Raw genomic sequence first — 20,333 nt, 5'->3', positions numbered from 1 at the left:
TCAAACAATTGGTCTTAAAAGTAAGCTACCTATCTATATTCAACATCAATAACATAATTATTTGCCAATTTTATTTCAAAAACCAATGGAATTCCCGTTATAATTATTAGATCATTTCCATTTATGATTATTTTATTGATATCATAAGTACCTACCTTTTCACTGTCATTCAGTGTATAATCAACAACCGGGCTCACGCTTATATTAAATAAAGGAATAAATTTTTTATTAAATATTTTTGATTTCACAAATTTACCTACAATAAAAGTAATTTTCGCTTTTTGTTGATTGTATTCAATAGTAGAAATGTCAATCCACAGATCATGAAGTAGATCTATGAGTTCATTGATAGTAGATATATGATTGTTAATTCTAATCATGCTAAACCCTCAACGTAAAGGAATTCTAAATATCTTGTGTGAATTTTTAACGCCTGATTTCCAAGTTGTAAACTGTATATGAGACCTTTTACCTAAACTACCAAATTTATGATGAGCTCCATGGATTTCGACTTTGCTTGAAATACCCGCTCTCCTCATCCCCAAAGCAGAATAAGCGGCCGTTGAGGAAATTCCTGCAGCAACTCTTGAAGCCTTGCCAGCGATTCCGTTTTCGCAAACCTTCTCGTCTGCAAGTTCGTTCAGCGGGCCAACTAATCCCATAGTATAGGCATCCGCTGCTATTACAGCCCCATCTAAAGCTCCTTTTCCAGCAGCTGCACCAACCTGTTTGACTTCATCCATACCCATTTCAACTGATAGATCAAAACCCTCACCAGCAAACATGTTAATGATTCCGCCAATCAGATTTTCACCATAGGGATCAATGAAGTTTACGGGGTTATTGGTGCAGTAGGCGTAGAGGTTCATGCTGTCGATATAGCCGAGCGGGTCGCGGGAATGGAATACGCCCAGGGCGGGGCTGTAGTATCTTGCGCGGCAGTAGTACAGGCCGGATTCGCTGTCATACCGCCGGCTGTAAACGAAATCGCTTAACATATTTAATTCTCCGGTTCAAAAAGCCATAGTGGGCCTTTATACTCAGCGGATGTCAGATAAAAATCCTCAGCAATTTGATCATAATAATCATCGCTGTAGGGATATACCTTACCAATATCACTGTTTTCTGAAATTATAATATATGAGAATTTACCAATTGTCCTGTTTCCATAAAAAATCTGAACAGCTTTGTTTCCAGAAGAGTTATAATACCACACGCTATGTGACTTCAAATCACCTGCCCACTCGGGAAAATTCAAATCTAAATCTGTATAATGTACCAGTGTTTCGGCTTTTTTTGTATCTGGCAAATTTATGAGCACAGAATTCTTTATTTTTGAAACTGGTATTTTACTGCTGCCCTTTATTGCTCCCATTTTAAGATAGTACCCCCACTGTCCTAACATCAAGCTTATTATAAAGGCCAGTGCTATAAATAGAAAAAATACGCCCCCTATCCTCACTGCCTTTCTTTTGTTAAACATTCCTCCGATAACCACGGCAATTAAAGAAGCAGAGATTCCTATCTTCCAAAACAAACCCCATATAAGCATAAATGCTGTCGCAGAAGAGAGGAGAAAGCTGCTGGAAGTAAGGGTTAGGCCGGCAGCATAATTAACCAGATACAAAAAAAATACTGTGATTAGCGATGATAATGCTGTTTTATAGAAACTCTTTAAAGCCATATTCCACCTCCCAAGTAGGGCCTATTGAAGCTTTGGTTTACGCGAGGAAATAGGTAATTAAATCTGTTATGCCCATAGTCATAAAAAAAACTTTCTCCTTCAGTAGCTGAATGACCATGCCAAAATCTGTTCCATATTTCTGGCATAGATTTTGGCAAAGCTTTTTGAGCGCCAGCTGCCCCAACACCGATATAATTAACTTCTTCACCAGTATATTTTTTTCCGTTCAAAACATAGTAGTGGTTTGAATAATTTTCAAAATACTTAGTATCTTGTGTAAATGGACTAAATGGGTTCCAATAATTAAGTCGCCTTTTCATATGTGCCTCTCCCCTGTCTTTGAACAGTAATAATTAGACAAATTCCTTCAAACAGCAGTTTTTTCCTTTTGCCCCTTCAGAATTATTTTGAGGGGTGAAAGGCAAAAAACTGCGAACATACTCTACAGGAGTTTTCTCTCCCAGTGATTCGTGCCCACGCTCATAATTATATTCTATAAGCCAATCTAAAGTTAAATTACGAGCTTCTGATAAATTCTTAAAACTGTACATATCAAGTATATCCTCTCGATAACTCCGATTGAATCGTTCAATAAAACTGTTTTGCTGAGGCTTGCCTGCTTCTATACGGCGGTGCCTGATTCTGTTTCGGCAGCAGAACCTGCGAAATTGAAGGCTCCTAAATTCCGGCCCATTATCGCTGCGAATAAAGCGGGGGAAACCCCGATCAGAGCCTATTAATTCAAGGCTACGAATTATGCGAAGCGAAGGTAAGCTCGTGTCGATCTCAATATCCAATGCCTCACGGTTAAACTCATCGATAACGTTGAAAGCCCTGAATGGCCGACCATTACTCAAACTATCGCTCATAAAATCAATACTCCATATCTCATTAGCTCTCGTGGCTTCTGGCATAGGTTTACGCTCTATTTGCCTTATCAAATTCTTTTTACGGTTGTTAAGCTGAAATTCATTTTCCTTATAAACACGATAAACCTTTTTGTGATTCCAGCTATATCCCTTGCGGCGGATACTGTCGAATATCTTTGGAAATCCGCGTCGAGGACGGGAATCTATTACCAGCTCTATCTGTCTTTTTACCTCAGCATCATCGTTTCTTGAAGGAGTATAGTAAAAACTGCCCCGGCTGATGCCTGCTGCTTTACAAGATGATTGCACGCATAAGCCCTTAGAATGTGCCTGCCTGGCAAAATCCTTTCGCTCGGCAGGCTTTAGAAGTTTTTTTCTATTAAATCCTTGAGAACGTTATTCTCTAATGATAAGTCCGCATACATCTTTTTGAGCTTGCCGTTCTCTCGCTCTAACTCGCGTAAACGCCTTATCTCACTGCCGCCAATACCAGAATACTTGCTCTTCCAGTTGTAAAATGTGGCACGGGATATGCCGTATTTCCTGGTCAAATCACTGACCTCTAAACCGGCTTCTGACTCCTTGAGAATCGAAAGTATCTGGCTTTCACTAAACCTCGATCTTCGCATTTTAAGTTCCTTTCTAAATATTTGAGTTGGTTTATATTATTCAGGAACCGTCTAATTTAAAGTGTTCAATTCTATGGGAGAGCTACACATATAATTGTCAAGATATTTGTTTAAGCCTTGTTCTGTCAATTTATGGGGGTTTGAAAGACTTCCTTCATCATTCCCTTGTGGAGTTGGAGGAACGGGAGGATTATACCAATAGTTATAAATATCTGTAATTTTATCTGGTCCCATATAGACGTTTTCCCCGTTGTTGTTTAACATGTCATAAGTAAGCCCCCACGGATCGACGAAGTTTACAGGGTTATTGGTGCAGTAGGCGTAGAGGTTTATGCTGTCGATATAGGCGAGGGGGTCGCGGGAGTGGAATACGCCCAAGGCGGGGTTGTAGTATCTTGCGCGGCAGTAGTACAGGCCGGATTCGCTGTCATACCGACGGCCGGCGAACATATACAAATTGCCAACTGCGCTTTCATCCAGCGACTGGCCGTTCGGAGCTATACTGTCAATATGATCAACGCTAAACATTGTTTCTAATATTTCTCAAACAATTGGTCTTAAAAGGTAAGCTACCTATCTATATTCAACATCAATAACATAATTATTTGCCAATTTTATTTCAAAAACCAATGGAATTCCCGTTATAATTATTAGATCATTTCCATTTATGATTATTTTATTGATATCATAAGTACCTACCTTTTCACTGTCATTCAGTGTATAATCAACAACCGGGCTCACGCTTATATTAAATAAAGGAATAAATTTTTTATTAAATATTTTTGATTTCACAAATTTACCTACAATAAAAGTAATTTTCGCTTTTTGTTGATTGTATTCAATAGTAGAAATGTCAATCCACAGATCATGAAGTAGATCTATGAGTTCATTGATAGTAGATATATGATTGTTAATTCTAATCATGCTAAACCCTCAACGTAAAGGAATTCTAAATATCTTGTGTGAATTTTTAACGCCTGATTTTCAAGTTGTAAACTGTATATGAGACCTTTTACCTAAACTACCAAATTTATGATGAGCTCCATGGATTTCGACTTTGCTTGAAATACCCGCTCTCCTCATCCCCAAAGCAGAATAAGCGGCCGTTGAGGAAATTCCTGCAGCAACTCTTGAAGCCTTGCCAGCGATTCCGTTTTCGCAAACCTTCTCGTCTGCAAGTTCGTTCAGCGGGCCAACTAATCCCATAGTATAGGCATCCGCTGCTATTACAGCCCCATCCAAGGCTCCTTTTCCAGCAGCTGCACCAACCTGCCTAACCTCATCCATGCCCATTTCAACTGATAGATCAAAACCCTCACCAGCAAACATGTTAATGATTCCGCCAATCAGATTTTCACCATAGGGATCGACGAAGTTTACAGGGTTATTGGCGCAGTAGGCGTAGAGGTTCATGCTGTCGATATAGGCGAGGGGGTCGCGGGAGTGGAATACGCCCAAGGCGGGGTTGTAGTATCTTGCGCGGCAGTAGTACAGGCCGGATTCGCTGTCATACCGCCGGCCGGCGAACATATACGGATTGCCGGCTGCGCTTTCATCCAGCGGCTGGCCGTTCGGATCGCTTATCTCCACGCTGCCGAATGCGTCATAGCTGTATCTCTCAGCAATCCCGTTCGGCTCGGCCGAATACAACATCACCACACTGCCCAGCTCATCGGCAAAATAGCCGCAGTATTCTTCCGCAAAGGCGGCATCCCGCTCTGCAATGTAATACTCGCTCAGATAGTAAGCGATGTCTTCGATGTTGATCATATTAGGCTCTGTATTGTCAACGTAATCTGCATTTGCAGCATAGCATAAATCGCCCTCGGCGCAAAGCCACGCCTCCGCCAAATCGCTCATGCTTTCTGTCCAGCCTGCACCCGCCGGCCTTGCCACATCAATCATACAAACCACCTCATCAATCCCCGCTCCGTAAACAAAGCGTTTCTGCAGGCCGCCCGAGCCGTCGTATTCCGCTATCACGCGATGCCCGGAGTATGCAAAGCTCTGCTGAAGCTACTCTTATCTTTTTTCGCTTTCATTCTTCTGCTTTATAATAAAAGTGATTAGCTCATTTATGCTCATATCACTGAAAAACTTATCGTTTTTTAGCCTTGATTTATCTTTGTTTTTATGTATTCGAGATTTAACAAACTTTTCTAATTCTTTGCGGAATGACTCTGGAACAGGCAATTTTGACTGCCTATGAACAAAATACATAGTTTGCATTTCCGTACTATCAGTTTGCAAATAATTACCATTAGCATCAAATGCCGTAATGCGGTTAGTATCTTTCAGAGAATAATTCAAATATTCACAAGCCGCAAGGACAGTTTCAAAAATTCGGATTTTTTTATCATAAATAAGTACCGGAGGCTTTACTTCCGACAAAAGTATTTTGATATACAATTCAAACTCCTGCCGGAAATATGCCTCGTATTTTTCATCTTTAGTTCGAATATCGCTGTCGTTAGCATAATGCTGGAGCTGGTGTATGATTGCATCAATATCCTTATCCGTAAAATTACAGGAGCATTCCTCTCCCCATTGATCAAGAATATATTGCGCACTAACCTTGCCGTTCAGCATATCCTCTACTAATTTGGCTAACTTTACCTTTATGCTAAATAAATCAGTCATTAAAAACCTCCATCGTAAGGACGGTGATGTTTAATATTAGGCGGTCTATGATAATGCCACTTAGTACCTCTACCAGGAACAGGCCCTTTGTCAAGCCTGAAAATTGGTCGGCCAGTCCTATAATTTCTGAACTGTAGCCATCTTGTTCCTTTATGCCCTTCAATTATAATATCACTGCCAGATATTTTCATCCCCAAAGCAGAATAAGCGGCCGTTGAGGAAATTCCTGCAGCAACTCTTGAAGCCTTGCCAGCGATTCCGTTTTCGCAAACCTTCTCGTCTGCAAGTTCGTTCAGCGGGCCAACTAATCCCATAGTATAGGCATCCGCTGCTATTACAGCCCCATCTAAAGCTCCTTTTCCAGCAGCTGCACCAACCTGTTTGACTTCATCCATACCCATTTCAACTGATAGATCAAAACCCTCACCAGCAAACATGTTAATGATTCCGCCAATCAGATTTTCACCATAGGGATCAATGAAGTTTACGGGGTTATTGGTGCAGTAGGCGTAGAGGTTCATGCTGTCGATATAGCCGAGCGGGTCGCGGGAATGGAATACGCCCAGGGCGGGGCTGTAGTATCTTGCGCGGCAGTAGTACAGGCCGGATTCGCTGTCATACCGCCGGCCGGCGAACATATACGGATTGCCGGCTGCGCTTTCATCCAGCGGCTGGCCGTTCGGATCGCTTATCTCCACGCTGCCGAATGCGTCATAGCTGTATCTCTCAGCAATCCCGTTCGGCTCGGCGGAATACAACATCACCACGCTGCCCAGCTCATCGGCAAAATAGCCGCAGTATTCTTCCGCAAAGGCGGCATCCCGCTCTGCAATGTAATACTCGCTCAGATAGTAAGCGAGGTCTTCATAGTCGCAATATGTGCATATTTTTTTAATCCTGGCCCCAATCCAATCTATCAAATTCATTAAAATTGTTGATTTTTATAAAATTATTATTGTTTAGAGAGCTGCTTAAATGCAAATTTCTATCATATAGATAAAGATGCTTCCCTTTGTATTCCTTGCTTAATGCTTCTTTGCTAATTAGCTCTTTTGGGCTATCTGTTTCAATAAAAAGTACAGTATCATTAACTATTTCAGATGGTTTCCTTCCGACAAGCGACTTATTTATCGCAAAATTTGTCCCTTTTTTCGCTGTAACATAAAAGCTTATCGGTGTAGATCTCGAATAAATTGAAATTTCATTGTACCAACTGTCCTCAAAGATCATTGCTTTGTCTTTCCTGTTATTGATATATTCTTCTAAGCAAGTTTGCAAATGTCTTGCATTTAAATGAGCCTTAATATTAGAGGTAACATGAGAGAAAGAGCAATGAAGAACAATTGAAAGAGCAAGCGATATACTTATTGAGGCATAAATCATGGATAAAATTGTCAGTTGCTTATTGGCTTTTTTTAAGCCAATTATCCTCAATATGCTAAAAGCAACTGAAGCTGCTATAAAAAAAAGCCCTGCTATAGAAGGCAACCTTGTTAGCAACAACAAAAGGATGCCTGCAAAATCTATATTATTAAGTTTCATAAGCTCTCCTTAATCTTTGATGTTTTGTAATAATCGGGGGTGGGAAAATACAGAGGGTCATCCTGCTTTTCATATTTACATAAGCAATATACTTCAAAGAACCTATAAAGCAGGTATCTACTGTGAATATCGTTTTTTTTGTAAATATTAAGTGTTTTTCCTTTGTTTTCTTGGTTACTCTTAACTATCTCCCATGTACCTTTCAAAATAGAATCACCTTCCGAAATCTCAACACTTCCATTTGAGAAGAAGCTTATTTTTTTCTTATTAGGGTTTTCCCATATACCTGCTATCATTCTGTTTTCAGGTTCAGGTTCCAAAGCGGCATAAATTTTAGTGTATTTGCCAGAGACGGACCCAAAATACAGTAAAAACGTAACCAAGAATGTGCTAAGAATGAGGAGTTTAGAAGCTGCGTTTCGCCATACTTTTTTCTTATAAGTCTTAAGCAGAATTGCGGCAATAAAAGATACAACAACAAGGCTGATTATCAAAAAGGGCAACAAAGAACGTATAAATATGTAGTTTTCGATTGAAATCACAGTATTTTACTCCATCTCTTCTGACCAAGATATGTTTTGATAAATATTTGACGCCGGCAACGGAAGGTCATACCCAAACTGCCCCAAAGCACCACCAAAAAATGATCCCAAACTATTTGTATCTGTCACAGTAAAATGTAATTTGCCTTTATTTTCAGTAATATGAACATTATATGAACCCATAAATTTTTCAATCCAGCTTTCATTGCTTAAATAATAGCTTGCAGGGTCATTATATTTATAACTAGCGTCGTATGTATAATTACCTTCATTTTTCTTTGGGTCTTTTCTTTTTTCTTGATAGTATCTTTCTCTAGCAAAGTTAACGCCAACTGCATCTTTCATTGCTTCAGCTATATTTGTTTCTTCTCCACAATAATAATGATCAGGGCCTGCTCCTGTAAACCAAAGAAATGACAATGTGATGCAATTGTCTAAGACACTGCCTGCAGCATCTACCATATTTCCATTAGGATTTAGGATTTCATAAAAAAGCCCCCACGGATCAGCGTAGTTCACCGGATTATTGGTGCAGTATGCATACAGGTTCATGCTGTCGATATAGGCGAGGGGGTCGCGGGAGTGGAATACGCCCAAGGCGGGGTTGTAGTATCTTGCGCGGCAGTAGTACAGGCCGGATTCGCTGTCATACCGCCGGCCGGCGAACATATACGGATTGCCGATAATATTTTTGGCGAGTTTTGACATTTACATACTCAGTAAAATAAGAAGCAGAAGGGCGAAAAATCTGCCTAATACCAATAATACACAACAAACAAAAAAGGATAACAATGTTAGCCCCGGAAATAAAAAGGTTTGTTTAGGGGGAACATAATATTTGTGAATTTTAACGAGAAATTTTTGCAAATCATTTATCGGGCTGAAAGGCCTGTAAAGAATAAGCCAACTCAAAAATGACCAGACAAGAATAGCAAATATTCGATTTCCGAAATTCAAAGAGGCTTTATCAGGGTTCTTGGATAATTCTTTCAACGGAACACATTTCATGTTCAATCCGTCCTTTATCTGGGCTTCAAGCTTTATGGATTTTTCACTGCCACAAACGCACAATACACCGCTGTTTTTTCCGTTATCAAAATACAAATAATTTTTGGGCGACTTAAAGAAAATAAAAGTTTCAAAATGCAAATTTACAACTTTGGCATTTTTGAACTCAGGAAGAATTTCTGCTGCTGCATCTCTTATCATATTCTCGTATTTACTATGTTTGTCAGCATTATTCAAAATGGAAAATAATTGCGGAATAAATATTAAAAACAAGAAAAACAAAGATATCAAGAGCATTAAGACCCGTTCGCCCTTATTGGCTTCTTCGAGAAGTTCAGTAAGTTTCTTTTTCATTATTCATCTCCCCAAACATATTTGAAACCGGCCCCAGCAAATCCACTAAACCCTAACCTGAATGAGCTCGCTCTAATATCAGTATAACCGATCACATATCCATCTGTGGCAGCATTTACCTGATCATCCTTGACGCATTTCGTGGTATCAATATTACTTTTAGCTTCAATCCCTGTAGCAATATTTCCATAGCCTACGTTAGCTTTAAATTCGGCTCCCATACCATCTTTTGAAGGGGAAGAATTTTCTAAGTGTAAAGATGCTGACGCACCCACTCCAATTCCAGCATTCAATCCTACATGCCATTTTCCTGAATTATAGCCAAAGTTTAAATTACCTGCTAATCCATATCCTATAGTTATGTTAACTGTCCACAACCCCCACGGATCAACTCTGTTCACGGGGTTATTGGCGCAGTAGGCGTAGAGGTTCATGCTGTCGATATAGCCGAGGGGGTCGCGGGAGTGGAATACGCCCAGGGCGGGGTTGTAGTATCTGGCGCGGCAGTAGTACAGGCCGGATTCGCTGTCATACCGACGGCCGGCGAACATATACGGATTGCCGGCTGCACTTTCATCCAGCGGCTGGCCGTTCGGATCGCTTATCTCCACGCTGCCGTATGCGTCATAGCTGTATCTCTCAGCAATCCCGTTCGGCTCGGCGGAATACAACATCACCACGCTGCCCAGCTCATCGGCAAAATAGCCGCAGTATTCTTCCGCAAAGGCGGCATCCCGCTCTGCAATGTAATACTCGCTCAGATAGTAAGCGAGGTCTTCGATGTTGATCATATTACGAAAAAGCCTATTCAACAATATTAAAATTTTACTTCTTCGGACTTATACTACTGGTACCCATTCTGAAATCAACTTAGGCTGAAATTCAAATTCTATTGTATCCTCTGTAATTATATCTCCATCCAAAATACACACACGTACTTTTAACAATACTTTGTTCTTACTCTTAAAATCCAGAGAATAAGCCTGTTTACTTGTATATAAATGATAAAAGATAGCGTTAAAAGTCTTTTCCCAGCCTTCATTTTCCGCTTTCATAAAAATCGATGTTTCATTATTGTTTTCAAGTATTATCACATCTTTTAGAAGTACTTGCTTCCGTTTGTCTATGCTATAAAATGAAACATAAATTTGGTAAGGACCTACAGATTTATTCTTGATGTGCGACGTGGGCACTAACCGTGAATGGACAAAAATTCCATCTAAAGAACATTCAGGATGGCTCAAAATTACTTCGGAGCTTAAAGGAAATTCTAAGCCTTCAAATTCTGGGCATATATAACTTTCAGCTCTTTGCGTATGAAACGTCCCAATCCTCCATAGAAATAAGACAGCAATGCCTACAATTAAGATAGAGAAAAATAACCGGCGACGAATCTTATATTTGTCATATCTTTTCATGATCTATTGCCTTTATTTGCTAAAACCATAATCCACTAGCAGTCTTAAAAGGTTGAGATATTGACGATGCACCATAAGTACCATATATTCTTTCTGACGGCGTAGTAGGATCAGTTGGCGAATTACCTTCAATGTAATAAGGCACCATATCCAAGATAAAATGTGTAAACCAATTTGTGCCGTAATTGTAGGTTCCGCGATTTGCGGGATTGGTTAGAATATTTCCATCACTATCATACACGACTTCGCATTTGCCGCTGGGCGAAATAAATTTGCGATTGTTTCCATTGCCTTGCCCCATTTGGTGATACATAGCCTGCAATCCAATTAATTCTTTCCAACCTCTATCAATAGCAATCTGAGGATTTTTAGGCTGCCATGTATTGTAAAGATCCCTCTTTCGGTGCATTTTTATTAGTTTTACATAATCAGACGATAAATTTAATTGCTGTTTTCTTGGGTGAATTATTTCATAACACAAACCCCATGGATCAACGAAGTTCACAGGGTTATTGGTGCAGTAGGCGTAGAGGTTCATTGAGTCGATATAGCCGAGGGGGTCGCGGGAGTGGAATACGCCCAGGGCGGGGTTGTAGTATCTGGCGCGGCAGTAGTACAGGCCGGATTCGCTGTCATACCGACGGCCGGCGAACATATACGGATTGCCGGCTGCACTTTCATCCAGCGGCTGGCCGTTCGGATCGCTTATCTCCACGCTGCCGTATGCGTCATAGCTGTATCTCTCAGCAATCCCGTTCGGCTCGGCGGAATACAACATCACCACGCTGCCCAGCTCATCGGCAAAATAGCCGCAGTATTCTTCCGCAAAGGCGGCATCCCGCTCTGCAATGTAATACTCGCTCATATAGTAAGCAAGGTCTTCGATGTTGATCATATTAGGCTCTGTATTGTCAACGTAATCTGCATTTGCAGCATAGCATAAATCGCCCTCGGCGCAAAGCCACGCCTCCGCCAAATCGCTCATGCTTTCTGTCCAGCCTGCACCCGCCGGCCTTGCCACATCAATCATACAAACCACCTCATCAATCCCCGCTCCGTAAACGAAAAAGAAACCTGATCCTTTTAACCCTCGTAGACATTATTTAGCTCTTTCCAACCTTATTATACCAGAGGAAAATGCTCTTTTATCCACTTGTAAATAAAATTATATTCTAATGATCTTTTAATCTTATTCCCGTTCACATCTGTATGCTCAATTTCAAGTGCAAGAACAAATGGTTTCTTACTGTTTAATTCAAAATTTTCTTTGCTATCAAAGGCAATTAGATTCAAATCAGAAACTTTATAATTTTCTTCGGGATTAAGTGAGAGAGATTTATTTTCAGAATTGTCCCCTCCAAATTTCAATTTAGCTTCGGTTATCTTTATTTCAGAACCGCTCTCTGCCGGCATCCAAATTTGAACTATCAGCTTGTAAGTAACATTAGGCCTACTCAATTCCTTGGGACTTTCGTGTTTAGATAAAAATGGTTTTATAAAACTATCCCTAACCTTATAGTCGAAATCAGAGCTCATTGAATCCAAATCTGGGGGAATATCTACTTTTTCTAGCTCAGGGCACACGTATTGCCGAGAAATATGCGTTGAAAACACATAGAAAATTAAGTACGGCTTTGCTATAAATAGCATTGCCAAACCAGCCAAGCCAATCCCAAAAATCAAACTTATTACTTTTTTCTTAGACATCGCTAACTCTTTGAAGATTAATTAAAGTTTTAAAGTATCACTGCAATTCGCCTTTGTATGTGCCCAAAATCCTGTCATATTTATCAGTAGGATCATCAGGCGAATTACCCCATAATATATATGGCTCAATATCATATTTATAATGGTTTATAGCATCAGAAGCTGGATAAAAGTTGTATGTTCCCTGGTCAACAGAATCTGTAACTAAATTTCCATTATCATCATAGACGGTCTCACATTTTCCACTAGGAGAAATCCATTTTTGGTTTCGTCTACTAGCTTTAGGGCCTTGTTTATGGTAAATATCTTTAGGCCAAGAGACTTTCCGCCATCCTGCCTTTTCCGCCGCTTTTGGGGTTTTAGGTTGCCAAGTGTTATATTTATTTCTTCTGTAATGCTTAGTTCTCGTAATTGAAGGCAGTTCCCCCCAGGGATCAACGTAATTTACGGGATTATTGGCGCAGTAGGCGTAGAGGTTCATGCTGTCGATATAGCCGAGGGGGTCGCGGGAGTGGAATACGCCCAAGGCGGGGTTGTAGTATCTTGCGCGCCAGTAGTACAGGCCGGATTCGCTGTCATACCGCCGGCCGGCGAACATATACGGATTGCCGGCTGCACTTTCATCCAGCGGCTGGCCGTTCGGATCGCTTATCTCCACGCTGCCGTATGCATCATAGCTGTATATCTCAGCAATCCCGTTCGGCTCGGCCGAATACAACATCACCACACTGCCCAGCTCATCGGCAAAATAGCCGCAGTATTCTTCCGCAAAGGCGGCATCCCGCTCTGCAATGTAATACTCGCTCAGATAGTAAGCAAGGTCTTCGATGTTGATCATATTAGGCTCTGTATTGTCAACGTAATCTGCATTTGCAGCATAGCATAAATCGCCCTCGGCGCAAAGCCACGCCGCCGCCAAATCGCTCATGCTTTCTGTCCAGCCTGCGCCCGCCGGCCTCACCACATCAATCATACAAACCACCTCATCAATCCCCGCTCCGTAAACAAAGCGTTTCTGCACCCCGCCCGAGCCGTCGTATTCCGCTATCACGCGATGCCCGGAGTATGCAAAGCTCTGCTGCAGCTCGCCCTCATTATCGCCAACGCCTGAGGCAGATGCCCTGCTCACCCGTCGGCCGAATAAATCATAGCCGTACAGCGATACGCTCGCCTCATTCGGATCGCCCGCAAGCCGATAATACGCCCGAAGCCTGTCCTGCGGGTCGTAGATGTAGTAGTCATCCCCGCAGCGGGAGAGATTTCCGTTCCCGTCATACTCCACCGCCTCAGAACCCACAGAGCTGTATCGCCCCATACCGTTCGGATCGGCGGCGTAGGCTTCTGTCTCAGCGCCAATTGTTACGCTCTCTCGCATCAGCATATTGTTGTATTCGTATTCTATTGCATCCATGCATATATACCAGAAACTACCTCCACAGAAGAATTAAATTTGCTAATTTCAGCCATCACTTTTTCGGTGTCAGTACCATAAATAATGCCGTGGCTGCCGAGCAGACCACCTCCCCAATACATTATCACATAATATTTCCCGTTTTCTGTCGGTTCTATAAAAGCCTCCTTACATTGAAATTGACCGACCTTAGAAAGTGAACCCATATCAGCTTTCCCACAGTCTATGATTACACTCTCATTTTCATTTAAAGATATTTGTTTTTTTGTCCATCTGTGCAGCTCTTCTGTAATGAGTTTTGTTTTTATTCCATCACAGAATCCTTTAAATTCATAATAAACAAGGCCTCTTTCAAAGTAAAACAAAATCGAAGCTGATACGATAAGAACGGCGGGAAAGAACCACTTTACCTTTTGTTTGTGGATTAACTTTTTTATTATGGCATAGAGCACTGCTGCCAAAAACCATAAAACGGCGATAATAGGCACAATAAATAATAAGAAAGATTTTCCAAAAAAGTCGGGATTCATACCCTGTAAACTATAGCCGTATTTGTAATATCCAATCTTTAGATAAAGGCCGGTTGCCAGTATTACCAGCGAAATGATGACACTCAATATCATCGCCCGGTTTTTGAGATGCGATTTAACATACCTTTTAAGCATAATATAACCCAACTATTCGAATTTGTAGATGTTCCTATAATAATAACTGTACCCCCATTCAGCGAAGAAATAATCGTTTTTATGCGGTAAATGCTTGTATTGTGATATTTTCCAACCAAATATCATAGCCTTCATTTCAGTTTTTGTTAAGCCGTCTCTTGCAGAAGCCATACCAATAGCGATATAGTTTACAGAGGAGGGATTACATTCTCGCCCATAATATTCTTGTTTTTTCTCTGGTACAACGGTTTTTAAATTATAATAGGGAGAGTCAGCACTCATATAATCAGAGGATGTTAAATTGCCTGCTTCGGAATGTTTTAACCTTTGTTCCCAATACATATCAGAAGCAAGTTTTAAATCTTTTCTTGTAACATTTCTCTTTCTAAACATATCTATTTCTTTTTTTGTGTATAATCCTCTTGGATCAACGTAATTTACGGGATTATTGGTGCAGTAGGCGTAGAGGTTCATTGAGTCGATATAGGCGAGGGGGTCGCGGGAGTGGAATACGCCCAAGGCGGGGTTGTAGTATCTTGCGCGGCAGTAATACAGGCCGGATTCGCTGTCATACCGCCGGCCGGCGAACATATACGGATTGCCGGCTGCGCTTTCATCCAGCGGCTGGCCGTTCGGATCGCTTATCTCCACGCTGCCGTATGCATCATAGCTGTATATCTCAGCAATCCCGTTCGGCTCGGCCGAATACAACATCACCACACTGCCCAGCTCATCGGCAAAATAGCCGCAGTATTCTTCCGCAAAGGCGGCATCCCGCTCTGCAATGTAATACTCGCTCAGATAGTAAGCGATGTCTTCGATGTTGATCATATTAGGCTCTGTATTGTCAACGTAATCTGCATTTGCAGCATAGCATAAATCGCCCTCGGCGCAAAGCCACGCCTCCGCCAAATCGCTCATGCTTTCTGTCCAGCCTGCACCCGCCGGCCTTGCCACATCAATCATACAAACCACCTCATCAATCCCCGCTCCGTAAACAAAGCGTTTCTGCAGGCCGCCCGAGCCGTCGTATTCCGCTATCACGCGATGCCCGGAGTATGCAAAGCTCTGCTGCAGCTCGCCCTCATTATCGCCAACGCCTGAGGCAGATGCCCTGCTCACCCGTCGGCCGAATAAATCATAGCCGTACAGCGATACGCTCGCCTCATTCGGATCGCCCGCAAGCCGATAATACGCCCGAAGCCTGTCCTGCGGGTCGTAGATGTAGTAGTCATCCCCGCAGCGGGAGAGATTTCCGTTCCCGTCATACTCCACCGCCTCAGAACCCACAGAGCTGTATCGCCCCATACCGTTCGGATCGGCGGCGTAGGCTTCTGTCTCAGCGCCAATTGTTACGCTCTCTCGCATCAGCATATTGTTGTATTCGTATTCTATTGCATCTGCCTCAGTCAGCCAGTAGTTTTTGTCGTAAAAATACGATTTTGTGTTATTGTTCTCATCTGTTTTTGATACAGTATTTCCTGCCAGATCTCTCCCGTATTCGATATAATTAACACATGAACCGCCAAGAAAATGCTCAATCGAATCGAGGTAAATCCCTCTGTTGTCGTCAGCCTGAGAGCTGAGGTCTTCATAGTCGTAATAAGTGCAGGCCCCGCCTACCGTTTCCTTCACAGCCACTCTTCCGCTTGCGTCTCTTGTATAATCAAGCAGTACCTTGCCAGCCGAATCTGTTATTTTATCAAGTCTGCCTGCTGCATCATAATCATATTGAGTGAAATATCCGTCTGGATATATGAGCTTTGTGATTCTTCCGGCTGGTGAATATTCGTATGAGGTAGTCCGGGCGAAACTGTCCGTTTCAGTTTTCAGTCTGCCGGAAGGATAGTATGAGAAGGAATTTTCACCTGCCTTTGTAATCCTGCCCATAATATCATATTCAAAGGTTTTTGCGGGGATCAGTCGAAACGCATCAAAGGTAACCGTGCCGCTTATATTTTCTACATCAATGCAGCCGTCGCTGCTGTCTGAAAAGGTGCAGCTGCCAACAGTAATCCACATCCCGCCGTTTGAGTTTTGCTCAATATCGATTATTTCACAAGGCGAGCCAGAGAATTCTGAGATATCTTCATATATACTGAACCGTACTGTCCCGCTTGAGGCAGGGAAGTAAACCTGAACGATATAGCTGCCTGATTCGGATATTGTGAAGGGAAAATTAGCCCCGTTCTGGCTTGTTTGTGCAAACTGCCCGCCGAAGCTGTTCGGATCCCAGATGCTGGCCCAGTCGGAATCAAGCATTGAAAATATCCCGTTCTCGTCTTTCATTAATGCGTTTGAGCTGTCTGCCGGCAGCACGGCTTTGGCTGAAAGCTTTCCTGAGAGGTTGTAATCATAGAGGATTTTATCACCGGATGGCCGGGTTTTTGTTGTTATCCTGCCTGCGCAGTCGTATGAGAACTTCTCCTTGCCGGAATCTGGATAAGTGATTTGCTCCAGCCTGCCGTATCCGTCGTAATCATAAGCGGTTATCCCGCCCTCCGGATCTGTTGCAGATTCGACCCTTCCGCCTTCATCATAGCTTATATTAGTAACATTCTGATTGCCCGCTGCGGGGTCGTAGTCTTCAGGAAAAGTGATTGATTTTAGAAGATCACGGGAGTTGTATGAATATTCCTTGTTCTTAAACCCGTCTGCGGAAGCCTTGGGGTCTTTAACGAATTGCCGCTTGTCGTTGTTATTGTAGCCGATTGTTGTTATTCTTCCGAGGCTGTCTGTGATGGCTGCAAGCTTGTCTGTGATGGTGTATCCGAAGCTGTAGTTTATGGCAGTGTTTTCATTATAGCTTGCTCCAAGCTGCGTGCTCACAGTTTCTACAAGCCCAAGCGGATTGTATGCAATTTTTGCGATTTCGCCTAATCCGTTTTGGATTTCCGTAAGCCTGTCTGCATCATTATAACTGTAATCCGTTGTTACCCCGTCAGGGTCGGTTGCCTGCTCTATCAAACCGGAAGTAGTATCAAAAGAATATGAATACTGCAATAAGGGATCGTAGTTGAAATTGATAATAAGCTGGCTCTTTTGGCCATCTTCATTATAGCTGTATTCATAATTGAGGGTGTTTCCGTCGGGAAGTTTTATGTAATCATAATTTCCGCGTGAGTCGTATCCAAGCTGATAAGTTGGATTTTCAACAACGTAGTCAAGGGAGTTTGGATCATACACTGTAGCCGCCGGCAGCTCAATTTGTGTTAGAGCGTCTCCTGTATATGAAAACTGATACGTCAATCCGTCCGGAGTGGTTATGGAGCAGAGATTGGAGTCTGCTCCGCCGGTGTATGTGTATGAAGTTGTTATGCCCGGGTCGTTTTCGTTGGCTTTATGGGTTTCGCTTGTTGTATTTCCGTATTGATCGTGCGTATATGCGATTATTTTGTTATCCGGCAGCACAATCTTCTTGATTAGGCAGGGAGCCTCTTTCTCCTCCAAACTTCCGTCAAGCTCAAAATCATAGATGTAGTCTGTTGTAAGCCATGTGCTTTCATCACTGTAAACCTTTCGTTTGTCAATTAAGCCTGTTTTTGTGAGGTAATGCATTACTGCATTCCCTTCCCTGTCGGCTATTACAACATAGTTCGGATCGTTTTCAGGGAAATTGTATGAGCTAGTAAAGCTGCCGCTGCCGTATTGCTGGGATACAATTCTGCCTTCGCTGCTGTAAGTATTGTCATACCATATCTGGCCTTGAGCATCTGTTTTGGTTTTGAGCTGATGGGGATTTGATCCGGCTGGATTTGTATATGTATATTGGGAAACACTGCCCTGAGAGCCTCCCTCAGGGGAAGGGGAAGCAACAGATGTTAGCTCAAAGTTTGAATTGCGGCTATAATGCCATTGCCTGTCTCTGTCGTCTTCGATATAATCCAGCATATAATCTGTGCTGGTGTAGTAAAAGTTTATTTCTCTGCCGACATCGTTTGTTATTGATTGCAGCAGCCCCTCTTTTTCTTCGGCATAATACTCAAAATCAAGACGATTGCCGAAGCGATCTTCCATATATTCTAAAGGATAAGTGATTGAATCAGATAGGGCAGAGCTGAATTTCCATCTCTCTCCATGTTTCTTGTGCAGGATGAAATATGCCTCGCCGGAATCGACGGTTTTGTATAATTTTAATTCCGGCGAGGATTGGCAGGTAAAAGGTACGCTCTCATCCGCTCCCGAACTTCTGGAAAAATTATACGTTGTTGCGCCAGAGATGATTTTCAGATTGTCCGTCTCGCTTGGACAGTTTGAACCTGAGCTCTCCTCCACAGTATCCTGGAGGAATATGTTGTAGTTGTGCGTCCAGTTCCGGCCTACCCTGCAGCTGTATGGACTGATGGGATAATCCTTTGTATAATTGTATGTATCTGTTCCGATCTTCGTAAGAACCCTATATGGTTCTGAAGTGGAAAGAACATTTCCGTTTGGATCATAAAAGTTAACTTCCGGGTACCACCAGTAATGATAATAACTACACGCTACATCAAAATTCACACTGCCGCTGCCTACATCATTAAATACAACTTTGCCGTTATTGGGAGCATTTTCAGGTAACTCGAAAAAACAGTCCGTTTCTGTTAAGGGAGTTACTTTATCAACAACCATAAAAGTATAGTTAGCTTGATCATTTGGGTCATTTATACCATAGAGATTAACAATTGATGGAATATTGAGAAGGTTAGCGGTTTTGGTAATCTTTTTTTGTACAGAGCAATCGTTTTTCAATACATTGTCATCTGTTCCCGCTAAATATTTTGTGTTTTTTAGTGGAACATTGAACCTATGTTTAAACCCTCTGTCAAAGCTTTCTCCAAGATACAGCCTATTAAACTCAATATCCATTGTATTTCCATGGATTTTCAAGTCAGTTATTGATTCAATACTTTTGCCGCTCTCTAAGTGAATAGGATCTCCAGCTACGGCATCACCAAGCTTTACGGAAACATTAGGGTCATCTTTTGCTATATTTATCAGGTCGTCTTGCGTGTCAAAACAGATCATTTTAACATTCCCAGAACCGCTGGCATCACCAAGTTGGCTTGTTGCTTCATCAGCTGTAATAATAGAGTTTGAGCTATCACAGCCAAAAATTTCATAATCACCAAAATATAAATGCTTCTATCTTCTGTCCGTACCAAAAATTTGTATATGTAAGGTCTCCATGGTCCCAATCAAAGCTCCAATCCTCTAAATAATTGTTAGCGTCTATTGGATATCCATACTGGTTGTATAATGCAGCCTTTTTAGGATAATTATACTGCCCACCTCCATGCGATTCATCAATAGTCAAGCGACATTCAACATCTACATAATATATAGGACTTTGAAATGTTCCTAATGCATCTTGCCATGTGATTAGCAAAATAATTACCGCTATAATCATCTTTTTATTAGCCAGAATCCTATTCTTTTAAAAAATAAAAAGTCTCGTTACAGGGTTCGCAAAAGAAAAAAACTGTAGCCAGCATTGCCAAAAACTTAGAAGTCATATATTTTTCCTTGCAAAATCTTAATTACTAACTTGTTTTTAGATTAAGCAGATTGAAAGATAAAATCAAGAAAAATTTTCAGATTCCCCAAAATTTCCCAAAGCCACCAATTTAGAGAAGTACCGAGCAGCGAAGTTGCCCGAGATAGTGTAAAATCCTAAATCTTCAATATTGAATCATCTCTTCTCTGATGCAGATCCGGGGCTAAACACAGGATCACTTTTATTTTCTGAGTGCGCAGATTTCAGAGATTTTATTAATGAAATTGAAGCCTTGAAAGAAAATAACTTACAAAAAAAATTGGTTTTATTGCCCTTATCTGGTAAAGAATTTTCCAAGAGCTGCGAGTTATGAGAAAAAACGCAATCG

Annotated in this window: 22 protein-coding genes; all 22 read right to left on the bottom strand. The window is 41.7% G+C overall.

The genetic code is table 11. From position 1 onward, the window contains the following. Window positions 1-29: 29 nt before the first annotated feature. On the bottom strand, window positions 30-380 hold the full coding sequence (locus L21SP3_RS11505; protein WP_077541661.1) for a hypothetical protein: 351 nt from the start codon (window positions 378-380) through the stop codon (window positions 30-32). A gap of 9 nt (window positions 381-389) precedes the next feature. Next, window positions 390-998: an RHS repeat-associated core domain-containing protein gene (locus L21SP3_RS11500; protein ID WP_077541669.1), complete on the bottom strand. Its 609-nt coding sequence runs from the start codon at window positions 996-998 to the stop codon at window positions 390-392. A gap of 2 nt (window positions 999-1,000) precedes the next feature. Next, complete coding sequence (locus tag L21SP3_RS11495; RefSeq protein ID WP_123785194.1) at window positions 1,001-1,684, bottom strand: hypothetical protein; 684 nt, start codon at window positions 1,682-1,684, stop codon at window positions 1,001-1,003. Beyond that, a complete protein-coding gene (locus L21SP3_RS11490; RefSeq protein ID WP_077541665.1) occupies window positions 1,675-2,004 on the bottom strand; it encodes a hypothetical protein in 330 nt (109 codons plus the stop codon). Before L21SP3_RS11490 ends, L21SP3_RS11495 begins: the two co-directional genes overlap by 10 nt. A gap of 33 nt (window positions 2,005-2,037) precedes the next feature. Beyond that, window positions 2,038-3,182, bottom strand: a protein-coding gene (locus L21SP3_RS11485; RefSeq protein ID WP_390612105.1) for an IS3 family transposase whose coding sequence is annotated in 2 segments (ribosomal slippage) — window positions 2,038-2,921 and window positions 2,921-3,182 — 1,146 coding nt in all. Because the reading frame shifts where the segments join, the coding sequence is not laid out codon by codon here. 51 nt (window positions 3,183-3,233) lie between these two features. Then, window positions 3,234-3,710: an RHS repeat-associated core domain-containing protein gene (locus tag L21SP3_RS11480; RefSeq protein WP_077541663.1), complete on the bottom strand. Its 477-nt coding sequence runs from the start codon at window positions 3,708-3,710 to the stop codon at window positions 3,234-3,236. A gap of 45 nt (window positions 3,711-3,755) precedes the next feature. Further along, window positions 3,756-4,106: a hypothetical protein gene (locus L21SP3_RS11475; RefSeq protein WP_077541661.1), complete on the bottom strand. Its 351-nt coding sequence runs from the start codon at window positions 4,104-4,106 to the stop codon at window positions 3,756-3,758. Between the two features lie 60 nt (window positions 4,107-4,166). Continuing rightward, entirely contained in the window at window positions 4,167-5,165 is a 999-nt protein-coding gene (locus L21SP3_RS11470; RefSeq protein WP_077541659.1) for an RHS repeat domain-containing protein, read from the bottom strand. Window positions 5,166-5,204: 39 nt separating this feature from the next. Then, entirely contained in the window at window positions 5,205-5,822 is a 618-nt protein-coding gene (locus L21SP3_RS11465; RefSeq protein WP_077541657.1) for a hypothetical protein, read from the bottom strand. Further along, on the bottom strand, window positions 5,822-6,748 hold the full coding sequence (locus tag L21SP3_RS11460) for an RHS repeat domain-containing protein (protein ID WP_077541655.1): 927 nt from the start codon (window positions 6,746-6,748) through the stop codon (window positions 5,822-5,824). The genes L21SP3_RS11465 and L21SP3_RS11460 overlap by 1 nt, the downstream gene beginning before the upstream one ends. Next, the gene (locus L21SP3_RS11455; RefSeq protein WP_077541653.1) at window positions 6,714-7,364 is read right to left on the bottom strand and encodes a hypothetical protein; all 651 of its coding nucleotides are present in this window, start codon (window positions 7,362-7,364) and stop codon (window positions 6,714-6,716) included. The genes L21SP3_RS11460 and L21SP3_RS11455 overlap by 35 nt, the downstream gene beginning before the upstream one ends. Next, entirely contained in the window at window positions 7,361-7,906 is a 546-nt protein-coding gene (locus L21SP3_RS11450; protein WP_077541650.1) for a hypothetical protein, read from the bottom strand. The genes L21SP3_RS11455 and L21SP3_RS11450 overlap by 4 nt, the downstream gene beginning before the upstream one ends. 6 nt (window positions 7,907-7,912) lie before the next feature. After that, window positions 7,913-8,614, bottom strand: coding sequence for an RHS repeat-associated core domain-containing protein (locus L21SP3_RS11445; protein WP_077541648.1), 702 nt, complete (start codon window positions 8,612-8,614; stop codon window positions 7,913-7,915). Then, the gene (locus L21SP3_RS11440; RefSeq protein ID WP_077541646.1) at window positions 8,615-9,268 is read right to left on the bottom strand and encodes a hypothetical protein; all 654 of its coding nucleotides are present in this window, start codon (window positions 9,266-9,268) and stop codon (window positions 8,615-8,617) included. Further along, window positions 9,268-10,059, bottom strand: a complete 792-nt coding sequence (locus tag L21SP3_RS11435; protein WP_077541644.1) for an RHS repeat-associated core domain-containing protein — start codon at window positions 10,057-10,059, stop codon at window positions 9,268-9,270. The genes L21SP3_RS11440 and L21SP3_RS11435 overlap by 1 nt, the downstream gene beginning before the upstream one ends. Before the next feature lie 48 nt (window positions 10,060-10,107). Further along, window positions 10,108-10,686: a hypothetical protein gene (locus tag L21SP3_RS11430; protein ID WP_077541642.1), complete on the bottom strand. Its 579-nt coding sequence runs from the start codon at window positions 10,684-10,686 to the stop codon at window positions 10,108-10,110. A 19-nt stretch (window positions 10,687-10,705) separates the two neighbouring features. Next, window positions 10,706-11,716, bottom strand: coding sequence for an RHS repeat-associated core domain-containing protein (locus L21SP3_RS11425; RefSeq protein ID WP_077541640.1), 1,011 nt, complete (start codon window positions 11,714-11,716; stop codon window positions 10,706-10,708). A 92-nt stretch (window positions 11,717-11,808) separates the two neighbouring features. Continuing rightward, window positions 11,809-12,393 carry a hypothetical protein gene (locus tag L21SP3_RS11930; RefSeq protein WP_123785193.1) on the bottom strand — a complete coding sequence of 195 codons (585 nt, stop codon included), beginning with the start codon at window positions 12,391-12,393 and terminating at the stop codon, window positions 11,809-11,811. 37 nt (window positions 12,394-12,430) lie between these two features. Continuing rightward, a complete protein-coding gene (locus tag L21SP3_RS11415; protein WP_077541636.1) occupies window positions 12,431-13,804 on the bottom strand; it encodes an RHS repeat-associated core domain-containing protein in 1,374 nt (457 codons plus the stop codon). Further along, a complete protein-coding gene (locus tag L21SP3_RS11410) occupies window positions 13,792-14,469 on the bottom strand; it encodes a hypothetical protein (protein ID WP_077541634.1) in 678 nt (225 codons plus the stop codon). The genes L21SP3_RS11415 and L21SP3_RS11410 overlap by 13 nt, the downstream gene beginning before the upstream one ends. A gap of 12 nt (window positions 14,470-14,481) precedes the next feature. Next, window positions 14,482-19,476 carry an RHS repeat-associated core domain-containing protein gene (locus tag L21SP3_RS11405; RefSeq protein WP_077541632.1) on the bottom strand — a complete coding sequence of 1,665 codons (4,995 nt, stop codon included), beginning with the start codon at window positions 19,474-19,476 and terminating at the stop codon, window positions 14,482-14,484. A 97-nt stretch (window positions 19,477-19,573) separates the two neighbouring features. Next, complete coding sequence (locus L21SP3_RS11400; protein ID WP_077541630.1) at window positions 19,574-19,858, bottom strand: hypothetical protein; 285 nt, start codon at window positions 19,856-19,858, stop codon at window positions 19,574-19,576. Between the last annotated feature and the right edge of the window lie 475 nt (window positions 19,859-20,333).

Source organism: Sedimentisphaera cyanobacteriorum (assembly GCF_001997385.1).
Classification (GTDB): domain Bacteria; phylum Planctomycetota; class Phycisphaerae; order Sedimentisphaerales; family Sedimentisphaeraceae; genus Sedimentisphaera; species Sedimentisphaera cyanobacteriorum.
Note: the sequence above shows the minus strand (reverse complement) of the source record. Positions and strands in the feature narration are given on the sequence as shown.